A 12065-nucleotide genomic window follows, 5' to 3' on the forward strand; every position below is an offset into this window, starting at 1 on the left:
CGGAAAGCTAATGCCGCCGTGCTGTATCGCGGGTAAAAAATACGTTATTCGGTTGGGGCAGCTACGCGCTCACCTTTCGTGTTGATCCAGAAATTCTCATCGGTCTCTTCTATATATACAGAAGCTACACCATCGCTAAATAAAGTAGCTCCACTATATTTAAATGGAATAATGAGCTTGCCTGTATGATCGATATATCCATATTTGTCACCTTTCATGGCAATAAATATATTTGGCTCTTCCGTACACCCTATATAATCCAGGTTAGTAGCGACTTTGCGTAAACCTTGGATCGTGTACATGTGATAACGTTCGTTTTCAATGGTGATGAAGTGTGTTCCGTTATAATCGATAATCGTTTCGTAGTTTGCAGGAACGGCAGCTTCTCCTTTAAGGTTTAACAGACCATTTTTTTCATTTTCAGTGAACTGTGCAAATCCCTTGTTAAAGAAATTTATCATGTCATATTTTGGAGCGATTAACACTTTTCTGTTTGCGTCCATTATACCGAACTTTTCGTCTTTGCTGAAAACATATTGAGCCGCATCAGGGTTGAAACTCAAGTATTCATATTCAAATGGTATAACTACTTTTCCTTGACGATCAATAACACCGTATTTGTAATCGCCGTTACTCGCTACACCTTGACCCGCGTGAAACTCTGCTACAGTGGTGTAAATTGCTTCCGTTAAGAGGTTGTCTTCTCCATCTTTTAGTCCGATTAGTGAAGTCTCTTCATCCGTGTACTGGAATAGATTCTCTTCAAGCTGCGTATCGGCATATAGATCTTCGTAATCCTCCACATTATCAACTTCCGTATAGTTCTCCGGCACTTCAAACTGTGATAGCTCCACATTTTCCGCAATAACGTTTGCCGCAATAAAGCCATTACCACTCGAGCTGATGCTTAAGGCCGCCCCAGGAAGCTTTTCGAGGTAGTCGAAATCGCCCCAGTATAAAACAGGTATTTTTTCTGTATACCAAATATCAACGATAATCGGATCTTCTTCCGGGGTATCATGACGTAAGTTTAATTGCGCTAATTTACAGGCGTATCCCGCAATATTCTTTTGTTGTCCTGCAATGTATTTGATCGGGTATTCATCCGTAGTAGCTGATGCTGTATTTTCAGGATTGGCATCCACGTATTGCTCGTGTTCAGGGTACAGAAAATAAGTCTGTCTATTTTTTCTGTTATGGATTATAATCGTTTCCATTTCACCATCTGATTGTATCTTGATGTAATTTGGATTAGTCCATCCTTGTAATATTATATCGTCGGCACTAGCATCAATTCCTTCACCATCTCCTGCATCGGCTGATAAAAGAATTTTGTAATCTATCCGATGAAATTTTTGACTTTGGGCGAATGCAGCCATTGTGCATAGTAAAAAGACGGAGCACACTACTAATATTTTTTTCATATTTGCTTTAATATAGAGCAAAGATGCATAATTCATGCTAATAATTATATCCCTGAAATCGGGTATATTCTGTGATTTAGTGGTAATAGACAGGTATTGAAAACAATAGCTTATTTAATGGTGTAGCGATGCAGAGAAAAGAACTACAGATCGAACAGGTGGCGGCACCGGTGACTTGGCATTTACGACTGGAAGTGATGTATCCAGGTGGTAGTTTGCGCGATGTACAACTCCCGGATGATTTTGAAGGCGTCCATTTTGGAGCCTACCTAGAGAATACGCTCGTAGGCGTCATCTCGCTCTTCCCTGATGGCAAGGTCGCACAATTCCGAAAATTTGCCGTTAAAGAATACTATCAAGGCCAAGGTATAGGTCGCGCTTTATTGGCTACGGTCTTAACCTTTTGTCAGACTAATGGTATAGAACAGTTGTGGTGCCATGCACGGACGACCGCAGAAGGATTTTATGAACAGATCGGTATGCGCCGTGTGGGGGATTTATTTTATCGAGGAACGTTGACGTACTATCGGATGGAAATCGATGTTTAGTTATTTTAGTTTGGGCAGACTTTTGTCCGCCCAAACTAAAATAACTAAGGATTTGTAGACCATAAACTTACTTCTTTCACAAAAGCACGTTGGGGAAGTTTAAGGTTGTTGACCACTAGAAAGGCTAGGTCTTCTGGTTGTAGAACACGTTCTGGATTACCGTCCGTGAAGTTGTTGCTCAAAGTCATGTCGGTGGCAATCGTACTTGGGTTTACGATGGTTACACGAATTCCTTTCTTGCGAACTTCCTGCATGATTGCTTCCGATAAATTGATAACAGCAGCCTTGGAAGCACCATAAGCGCTCAGATCTGCCGCACCTTTAAGCCCTGCAGTGGAAGCGATGTTGATAATGTCTCCTTGTTGTTGTTCCAATAAGAAAGGTAGTACTTCATGGATCATATAATATGTGCCCAGCACATTGGTCTGTATAACACGTTCCCATTCTTCAATAGCAATATCCAAAACACTTCCATAGGAAAGGATACCTGCATTATTTATTAAGATATCGATTTTTTTGTTTTCAGCTGTCAGTGTAGTGAGTGCGTTTCTTACCTCTTCCAGTTTGCTGATATCGGCCGCTGCGATTTGAACTAAGACATCAGGGGGTAATGCTTGTACTTCTGCTGCGACTTTTTCAATGTCGCTCAAGGTGCGACTGATAAGTAGTAGATTGACTCCTTCGTTTGCTAATGCGAGTGCCATGGCTCTTCCAAGGCCTTTTCCTGCTCCTGTTATAAGTGCGGTTTTTCCGTGTAATGTTTGCATAAATAAAGTTTTGGGCAAATTACAATTTTGCGGCAGAGATCCCTTAATCTGTGCGTCATCTTTTCTTTAAATAACCAAAGAGATCCACTGTCTTTTGATGGAAATAGAGACTGTATTCTTGATATAAGAAAAAAAACATAGCTTTATAGTAAAAGTAATATAGATTGGAAAAATATGATGCGATAATAGTCGGTTCGGGACCGAATGGTTTTGCTGCTGCGATTACTTTGCAACAACGGGGACTAAAAACCTTGTTGTTAGAAGGAGGTACAACGATTGGTGGAGGGATGCGGAGTAAGGCGTTGACGCTACCCGGGTTTCTGCATGATGTATGTGCGGCCGTACATCCTATGGCGATGGCTTCTCCATTTTTTAGATCATTGCCTTTGGAAGCCTATGGGTTACGTTTTACCTATGCACCGTATGAAGCAGCACATCCATTAGATGACACAGATACCGTATTTCTGAAACGAGATCTTGCTGAAACCGCAAATGCTTTGGAGGAGGATGCCCCTTATTACCATGAACTTATGAGTTTGGTAGCGAACGAGTGGGAGCCGTTGGCGGATGATATTATGGGGCCCTTGCGGGTTCCTAAGAACCCGATATTATTGGCAAAATTCGGCCTTACAGCGGTACAGTCTGCAGACGCTGTTGCGCGTCGTTTTAAAACAAAACGTGCGCAAGCTTTATGGGGAGGAATGGCGGCTCACGGTATTCAACCATTGACGAATTATACCACAGCAGCTATAGGAATGGTGCTCTCAGGTGTCGGGCACCGTTACGGATGGCCTATACCCGTTGGTGGATCGCAAGCTATTGCCGATGCGTTAGCGGCATACTATAAAGATTTAGGAGGAAAGATACAGACTGATTTTTGGTTACGGGATATAAAAGCGCTTCCCGAACATCAGGTTCTTGTTTTAGATCTTACACCCCGACAACTGTTGGCCATAGATGGTCTAGACTTGTCGTCCGGTTATCGCCAGCAGTTAAGTCGATATCGGCAGGGGATGGGGGTCTTTAAGATTGACTGGGCGCTATCGGAGCCTATTCCATATCGGGACAGAAGATGCCGCGAAGCGTCGACTGTACACTTGGGGAATACTTATGAAGAGATTGCGGCGAATGAAGAACGGACTGCGAAAGGAGAGATTGTGGAGCGCCCTTTTGTATTGTTAACTCAACCTTCTTTATTTGATGCAAGTCGAGCTCCAGACGGTAAGCATACCGCATGGGCGTATTGCCATGTGCCGAATGGTTCTTTGATCGATCGAACGAATGCTATTGAAATGCAGGTGGAACGTTTTGCACCAGGCTTTCGGGATGTTATTTTGGAACGATCTACATTGAACACCCGCGAGATGGAGGATTACAATCCAAATTATGTAGGCGGGGATATCAACGGCGGTATAATGGATATATTTCAGTTATATACACGGCCAACACGTCGTTTAACACCTTATAGAACATCCAATAAACGGGTCTATATATGTTCTTCAGCGACGCCGCCAGGTGGCGGTGTTCATGGAATGAGTGGTTTCCATGCGGCACAAACAGTATTGCGCGATCACTTCAGAGATATAAATTCATAAAAAAAGCCTTTCCAATTTGGAAAGGCTTTTTTTATTGTGTTTGCTTGTGCAATTATTTTACACCAAGTTTTGTTTTGATTGCAGCTGTTAAGTCATCACCACCACCATAGTAAGGAATGCTACCGTTAGATACATCTAAAACGTATGCATAACCTTTCTCTTTTGATACAACATTGATCGCATCAACTACTTTCTTTTGGATTGGTTCGAACAACTCTTGTTCTTTCTTTCCTAAATCCTCTTGTGCAACACGTTGCACCTCTTGGATACGTTGCTCCATTGTTTGCAACTCTTGACCCAATGTTTGCAATTCAGCATCTACAGCTGCTTTGTTTGCTTCACTACGGTTTCTTAACTTCTCGTTTGCATCTGTTTGCTTCTTTTGGAACAATTCATACATGCCTTGCAATTCTTTTGTTTTAGTTTCTTGCAAAACTTTCAATTGATCTTGCGCTGTTTTGAATTCGTTGGTAGAAGAAATGATATCCCCGAAATTGATGTGACCGATTTTCTGCTGTGCACTAACATATTGCGTACCGAAGAACATCACCGCTGCTACAGCTACACCTCTAAATAAATTTTTCATTCTTTCCATTTTAATCTTTTCGTATTAAACTACGCAAGCCTAATACCACACTTTTTTTATGATGTTAATAATTAATTTGTATTTACAATAATAAACAAAAAAATTAGTTTGACAAGCTTGGATCTGGCTTAAAGCCTAATTTAGTAATGATGTCATTACTTTTATCCAATTTTGGATTGGCAAACAAAAAAGTAACCTCACTGCCTTTGTCTAGAACGATATCTAAACCTTGATTGTTGGCAATATCCTGGATGGCCTTAGCAACGCGATCTTGAATGGGTTTTACCAAACGGATACGTTCTTTGTACAGGTCTCCTTCATAACCAAACTTTTGACGCTGAAAATCCTTAACTTGTTTTTCTTTGTTTACGATCTCGTCCTCACGACGACGACGCATATCGTCGTTTAGTAATACTTGATCGTTTTGATATGCTTTGTACAGTTTTTCTATCTCACCATACTGCTTATCTACTTCCTCTTGCCAGTTCGTAGCCAAATCATCTAAATGTTTCTGTGCTGAAACATACTCCGGAATGTGCTTCAAAATATATTCCGAATCCACATACGCCATACGCTGTGCAAAGGCTGCGGTTATGGAAGAAGCTACAAAAGCAATTACAAATATTATTTTTTTCATATTTCTTAAAGTTAAGCTTACACTCTGTAGGACAATTATAGTTCCAAAAAGTTTAAAATCCGCCTTTATTTCATGAAAGATTTTTACTTGCCAAAAGTAATAAAAAACCTGCTAATAAAGGTTTAATTTCCTCCTTTAACATATTTTAACTCAATAATAAGCGAATCAGTCCTTTGCCCGTGAAAATTAAATCCTCATTTAATAAAAAAGGAGGCACTTATTAAAGTGCCTCCTTTGCCCGTATATGTCAGGATTCTTAGAATCCGCCCATGTTCTGAAGGATACTGAATGTAAAGTTTTGCTTCCACTCGCTCGAGCGTAGTCCTGGGATAGGGTCAAAGGCGTGACCGTAGTCAATACCTAACATACCAAAAATTGGTAAGAAGATACGTGCTCCAACACCAGCTGAACGGCGCATTTTAAGCGGGTTTACTTCACTGAATTTATTCCATGTATTTCCAGCTTCAGCAAATGCAAGAACAAATACTGTAGCCTGTTCATTCAACATTACTGGGTGTCTCAATTCCATTTGGTATTTTGCATAGATTGGACTACCTGAGTTGATCGCGATACGCTCATAACCATTTCCTGTAGATTCTGGAATCAACGTACCGTTGGCATAGCCACGCATAGCAATGATCTCCGAACCTTGCAAGAAGTCAAACCCTTGCATACCATCACCACCAAGTTTAAAGCGCTCAAATGTTGAAGTCGGTGTTTTGTTGGTGTAGCTACCCAAATAACCAAACTGTGCTTGTGCTTTTAATACAAGTTTACCAGCCACCTTAGTGTACCATTGGCTATCGAATTTCCATTTGTGATACTCTGTCCATTTGTATTTAACATTATCCGCTGCTGTTTGGTAATTGATATTGTTCCACGAAGAGTATGGCGGTGTCAATTGTACCGAGAAACGGAAATGTGATCCTGATGTCGGATAGATTGGTGCATCAACTGAGTTACGGCTTATCTCTTGGGTGATGTTCATGTTATATGCTGTACCATCTGAGAACAAGAAGTAGTTACCGTAATTCTGCAATTTGTAACGTTGGAACGATAAAGATGTATTAATCTGGAAGTAGTTATCAGGCCACTGTAAACGTTTACCCAATGTTGCTGTAACCCCCGTCATCCAAATTCTGTTCAAATCTCTATCCGCTACCATTTGTTGTCCGGTGTAGTAGTTAAAACCACCGTATGAAGAGCTAGAAGTGTAAGCACTCAAACCGAAATAGATAGGTTTTTTACCCCCTAACCAAGGTTCAGAGAAGGAGAAGCTGTACGATTGGTAACGTTTACCAGACGTCTGTCCACGAACGCTTAGTTTTTGTCCGTCTCCACGAGGTAATGGTTTCCACGCGTCTTTTTTGAACATATTGCTTGTAGAGAAGTTGTTGAAGGTCAAACCAAGCGTACCAATAACTTGTCCGGCTCCGTAACCTCCCGAAAGCTCTACCTGATCGGACGGTTTTTCTGTTACCCTATATTCTAGATCCGTGGTTCCGTCCTCATAGTTCAAGTTGGTCGGGTTAGGCGTGATTTTTTGCTCATCAAACATTCCTAATTGAGAGATTTCACGGACACTGCGCATTAATAATTCACGTGAAAACTTCTGTCCTGGTTTTGTATAGATAGAACGTAAAACAACTTTATCGTTTGTTACATCGTTCCCTTTAACAATCACGTTATTGATTGTGAACTGTTTACCTTCACTCAATACGATTTCTAAATCGACTGTATCGTTATAGATGCGCTTGATGATGGGTTGAATACCAAAAGTTAAGTAACCATCATTTTGGTACAAGGCGCTAATATCATCAGAGTTACGCGTTGGTCCTTGTAATTTGGTTGTGATTTTTTCTTCGCTGTATACATCACCTTTCTCAATACCTAAGATTAAGTTTAAGACAGAATCTGTGTACTTAGAGTTTCCGGACCATTCAATATTTCCAACAAAGTAACGAGGACCTTCATGTAATTTCAGATAAATATCGACTTCATTATTGTCATAACGAACAACGCTATCAGAAAGAATTTCGGCATCACGGTATCCTTTATCCTGCATTTTTGCAGTTAAGTTTTGTTTTGCTTCTTTGTATTTATCGTCTTTAAATTTACCAGGGCCAAAAATGCGGTACCACTTCCGAGGCTTTACACCTTTAAGGTATTTTTGCAGTTGACCGCTTGAAAAAGCCTCTTGTCCATCAAAGTGTACTTTGTGTACTTTGATTTTTTTATTTTTTTCGACATTAACAATAACAATTTCATTGTTAGCTTGTGCGGTATCTTTTGCTGTCGTGATTTTTATTTCTGGGTATAAGAAAGATTTCTCACGTAAGAATTTTTGGATGGTTGCCTGCGTCGTTTTAAGTAAGTTGTCATTGACAATTTTACCCGTATTGGTGTTTAGACGTTTACGGATTTCTTCTGTTTCCGCTTTCTTTAGACCATTGATATCTATGCGTGTCAGGCGTGGACGTTCTTGCACGCGAATTTCCAAATAAATGTTATCTCCTTCGATACGCTCTGCATACAGCTGAACATCATCAAATAGATTTTGTGACATTAATGTTTTTACAACATTTGCGGTAGCCTCACTCGGTACTTCGATATATTGACCAACGACAAGTTTCGAGATCGTAATCAAAACGTCGCTGTCAAGATATTCGGTACCCGTAACGCGGACGCCACCAATAACGTAATTTTTCGGATCTAGGTAGCTAATCTCGTTGGGATCGTTTAGATTGATCGGGTTTTTACCTCGGATTTGAGCAAATGTCTGCTGTCCTCCCAGAAGTAAAGTAAAAGTTATAAAAAATAATATGCGCTTCATTTATTCTGTTTTCTCGGTGCTAAAGTACACCAATCTCTTGTTAATTTTTGTTAAAAGAAAATAATTGCCGGAGCCCCTAGACATTAGGCATTTATCGGATGCTGCAAAGGTAAATAAATATTACAATTGTTCACTGGTCTTGCCGAATCTTCTTTCCCTTTGCTGGTAATCGAAAATTGCTTCATAGAGATCTTCGCGCTTAAATTCAGGCCACATTTTGTCTAAAAAACAGAGCTCGGTGTAAGCCATTTGGTAAAGCAGGTAGTTGCTTATGCGCTGCTCACCACCCGTGCGGATCAGTAAATCTGGATCGGGAATATGAGCCGTGTAAAGGTGATCATGAATGGTCTGTTCTGTAATATCCTCCAGCTGTAATACGCCTTCCTGTACCTTCCGCGCAATAGCTTTAGTTGCATCAACGAGTTCAGCACGAGAACCGTAGCTCAAGGCTAATGTTAACACACAACGATCGTTATCTTTTGTAATCTCGATCGTATCTATAAGCTTTTGTCTACAGTTTTCTGGTAAAGCATCCAGGTCGCCAATTGTATTTAGACGGATGCCATTAGCCATAAATGTTTTTGTTTCTTTGGTCAGTGTGTTTACGAGAAGCTCCATCAGTGCGCGAACCTCAAGTTTTGGCCTGTTCCAATTTTCAGATGAAAAGGCATAGAGGGTGAGGTGCTTGATTCCTATTTCTACACTTCCTTCCATAGCTTCCCGTACGGCCGACACCCCATTTTGATGACCGAAAATACGTAGCTTTCCTATCCCTTTCGCCCAGCGACCATTGCCATCCATAATAATGGCAATATGTTTTGGTAAATTATCGTTACGAAGTTTATCCTTAAAACTCATTTTCTTGTATTACTAATATTCATCACTACAGCCACCAATAGCATCGTTTATCTAAAAAGGTGAATGATAGTGTAAAGCCCACCGTCATATAGCCATCCCTTTTGCGGCCATGTCCTTTTGCTTTGCCTTGATAGGTGCTGTAATCGCCATTCGGGTACGCCAAGTTTAGCCACAGGCCGTTTGGTTCGTATTCGGACGGTAAAGCCGGATCTCCAGAAGCAACGACAGTACGGAATTCCTCCGGTAATCGTACAGCATCTATGGCGCTATACTGCGGGTACTTATTCGATATATTATCTATATCATTGTTAAAAGCTGTTCTATATCCCACTTCGGCACCTATGGTCCAGGCACCTTTGATGTTATACTTAAAACCCGTACCTACCAGCACAAAAGGAGCTATCTTTTTGAGACTATTATCATCTTGAAGCTGTAGATCCGCGAGGTTGTACTTTCCACCATCTTTAATGTTCACATACGGATTGTGTTTCATCACGCCTAGTCCTCCAAAGAGGTAGGGGGTATAGCGGTTTAATTCCTTGTCAGGGATATATCGAAAGAAGTTGAAGTCTCCCCGCAGTGCTAATTCGTGTACTTTATTGTAAAACAAATGTCCCCGTGCATTGCGGTATGGATCTTTGTCATCGCTATCATTTCCATAAAGTTGTAGGTAGTTGTAGGCCAACTGTACGCCCCATGTCGAATTAAAGTTTCGTTTGAGAAAGAAACCTCCACCAGCATTTTTTAAATAAAAAGGATTGTCTGGGTTTACATCGCCCATAAAACCAGTGGCTCCACCGTTGATACCAACTTCCCACTGCTGCCCTTTGGCAACACTCGATAGCATCATGCCGATGCCAAAGATCAAATAGGATAGTCGTTTCAAATTATGGTTTTTTTCTCGTGTAAAGATATATTATTTGCGGTAATTAGCCGGTATTAAATTCTGTTAAATTTAAGGATAATGACTTCTAGGCCTTCCATCATGGGGTGTGCGGACGTTTGCTAATAGTTTCTGACATCTAACCCCCATAGCAGTTTCTCGCGAAGTGTGCTAAAGTAGCTTTGTTCGGATAGGCGTATCAGGTTGATCCCGAATGGTGCACGGCGGATTCGTAGTTTGATGCTTGTCTCGACAGTTTCACTCTTTGAGTCACAGCTCAGAATGTATTTTTCGGTGCGGCTTTCGATTTCCAGATCGAGTACACTGTCTGCTGATATTATGATGGGACGAACATTTAAATTGTGCGGGGCAATGGGTGTGATAACAAAATTACCACTACCCGGCATCATAATAGGACCACCACAGCTCAGCGAGTACGCTGTAGAACCGGTTGGCGTAGCAATGATTATTCCATCGGCCCAATATGCGTTTAAGAGTTCACCATTAAGAACTGCATTGATGGTGATCATGGACGAGGTGTCGTGTCGGAATACCGTAATATCATTCAAAGCGAAGTTTTCCTCTCCGAAGAGTTTTTGATCATTTCCGGTTACCTCCAACAAGTCTCTCTTTTGTAGGGTAAAGTTTCCCGCAAAGATGGCATCTAAAGCTTGTACTATTTGTGTTTTATGGATAGCCGCTAAGAAGCCTAAGCGTCCAAAGTTAATCCCAGCAATGGGGATGCCCGAGTCGCGAACAAGCGAAACGGCAGAAAGCATAGTTCCATCGCCGCCCAAGCTAAGCAGGAATGATATGTTTGCCGGCAGATCTACATGGCTATAATAGAGTAGCCAGTTGCTGGGGCATTCCACTTGTTTTTTTAAGAAATTATAGAAATCAGAATGAACATAAACTTGCACATTATTCTCCCGAAGATAGGTGAATAGTTGCTCAACATAAGGAAGAACAGAAGCATTGAACTCTCTGCCATATATGGCTATGGTCTTTTCTTGCATGCGCTTAATTTTTACCAGAAACTTCTTGCAAAGATGATAAAAAAAGGACGATTCTTATAAATTTAAATAATTCATCAGGATGTCATAGCGCTCCTTGATGTCCGTATCGGGGTTTCCGTCGTTGAAGGTAGCCGTTACGGTGTAATCAAAACGCCATAAGGAAGCAACCAAAGAAGCGATGTTTTGCTTGTTTACTTTAATGGTCATTTCCACTTTGGTGCTGTCAGCAATCTCCCGCACGGCAGTGCTGATAATTCGCGTGTTTTCGGACTCAATTAGGTGCGCGATATGAGAGAAAGAAACATCGTTTTTTCCCAGCTCTAAAACGATAATGGCCCCCGGCTCATTGTTGCCTAATGTTTCATTCAGTTGCGGAAGCAAACTATTAGCCGTTAATATCCCGACATAGTGATTGTCTTTATCAAGAACGGGAAGGATATCGAGGTGGTGCGCCGTCATAAATTGAAGTGCATCATAGATATGCTGATCGCCGTACAGGTATAAAAACCGGAAATGCATGGATAGGCTTGCTAGACTTGCATCTTCATCTATGGCATCAAGAAGTTGTTCTTCCTGTATGATTCCAAGAAAAGAATGTTGATCGACAACAGGTAGCTGATGGGTGTGTAGTTCACTCATTTTGTTCAAGGCATAACTGATGCTGTCTGTTGTTTTTAGCTCGTAGTCAACCTGTGTATGTGCTTCAGCGATGTACATAATGAACTCCTTTCTTAGATGATACTTTTGTGTTGGTCTCAGAAAGAATCCTTGTGGACTATCTTTCAGGCTTTGGCGATCACTTCTTTGTAAGACCTTCTATAAGATTAAACACAAAAAAAATGAAAACGTTTAAATCAGAGATGCTTTTGCCACAAAAAAATATGGAATTACACTTTTTGTTGACTTATTGATCCTTTG

At 41.0% G+C, this 12065-nt stretch carries 11 protein-coding genes; 2 read left to right on the forward strand and 9 right to left on the reverse strand.

The window, feature by feature from the left end; genetic code table 11:
* Window positions 1-44 precede the first annotated feature (44 nt).
* Window positions 45-1379, reverse strand: coding sequence for a WG repeat-containing protein (locus B9Y69_RS08490; protein WP_159451825.1), 1335 nt, complete (start codon window positions 1377-1379; stop codon window positions 45-47).
* A 173-nt stretch (window positions 1380-1552) separates the two neighbouring features.
* On the opposite strand from B9Y69_RS08490, the gene B9Y69_RS08495 reads away from it, so the two are divergent.
* Entirely contained in the window at window positions 1553-1972 is a 420-nt protein-coding gene (locus B9Y69_RS08495; RefSeq protein ID WP_085472530.1) for a GNAT family N-acetyltransferase, read from the forward strand.
* Between the two features lie 44 nt (window positions 1973-2016).
* Here B9Y69_RS08495 and B9Y69_RS08500 read toward each other — a convergent pair whose 3' ends face one another.
* Window positions 2017-2739, reverse strand: coding sequence for a 3-ketoacyl-ACP reductase (locus B9Y69_RS08500; RefSeq protein ID WP_085472531.1), 723 nt, complete (start codon window positions 2737-2739; stop codon window positions 2017-2019).
* Window positions 2740-2903: 164 nt separating this feature from the next.
* Here B9Y69_RS08500 and B9Y69_RS08505 point away from each other — a divergent pair, with 164 nt between their 5' ends.
* A complete protein-coding gene (locus B9Y69_RS08505; RefSeq protein WP_085472532.1) occupies window positions 2904-4334 on the forward strand; it encodes a phytoene desaturase family protein in 1431 nt (476 codons plus the stop codon).
* Window positions 4335-4386: 52 nt separating this feature from the next.
* On the opposite strand, the gene B9Y69_RS08510 is transcribed toward B9Y69_RS08505, so the two are convergent.
* From B9Y69_RS08510 to B9Y69_RS08540, 7 genes are all read right to left on the reverse strand, one after another.
* A complete protein-coding gene (locus B9Y69_RS08510; protein WP_085472533.1) occupies window positions 4387-4920 on the reverse strand; it encodes an OmpH/Skp family outer membrane protein in 534 nt (177 codons plus the stop codon).
* Between the two features lie 103 nt (window positions 4921-5023).
* Window positions 5024-5557: an OmpH/Skp family outer membrane protein gene (locus B9Y69_RS08515; protein WP_085472534.1), complete on the reverse strand. Its 534-nt coding sequence runs from the start codon at window positions 5555-5557 to the stop codon at window positions 5024-5026.
* A 256-nt stretch (window positions 5558-5813) separates the two neighbouring features.
* Complete coding sequence (bamA, locus tag B9Y69_RS08520; RefSeq protein ID WP_085472535.1) at window positions 5814-8390, reverse strand: outer membrane protein assembly factor BamA; 2577 nt, start codon at window positions 8388-8390, stop codon at window positions 5814-5816.
* 120 nt (window positions 8391-8510) lie between these two features.
* Complete coding sequence (locus tag B9Y69_RS08525; RefSeq protein ID WP_085472536.1) at window positions 8511-9248, reverse strand: isoprenyl transferase; 738 nt, start codon at window positions 9246-9248, stop codon at window positions 8511-8513.
* 25 nt (window positions 9249-9273) lie between these two features.
* A complete protein-coding gene (gene porG, locus B9Y69_RS08530; protein WP_144036534.1) occupies window positions 9274-10134 on the reverse strand; it encodes a type IX secretion system protein PorG in 861 nt (286 codons plus the stop codon).
* A 119-nt stretch (window positions 10135-10253) separates the two neighbouring features.
* On the reverse strand, window positions 10254-11147 hold the full coding sequence (locus tag B9Y69_RS08535; protein ID WP_085472538.1) for an NAD kinase: 894 nt from the start codon (window positions 11145-11147) through the stop codon (window positions 10254-10256).
* 54 nt (window positions 11148-11201) lie between these two features.
* Window positions 11202-11864 carry a CBS domain-containing protein gene (locus B9Y69_RS08540; RefSeq protein WP_085472539.1) on the reverse strand — a complete coding sequence of 221 codons (663 nt, stop codon included), beginning with the start codon at window positions 11862-11864 and terminating at the stop codon, window positions 11202-11204.
* Between the last annotated feature and the right edge of the window lie 201 nt (window positions 11865-12065).

The organism is Sphingobacterium psychroaquaticum (genome assembly GCF_900177625.1).
Classification (GTDB): domain Bacteria; phylum Bacteroidota; class Bacteroidia; order Sphingobacteriales; family Sphingobacteriaceae; genus Sphingobacterium; species Sphingobacterium psychroaquaticum.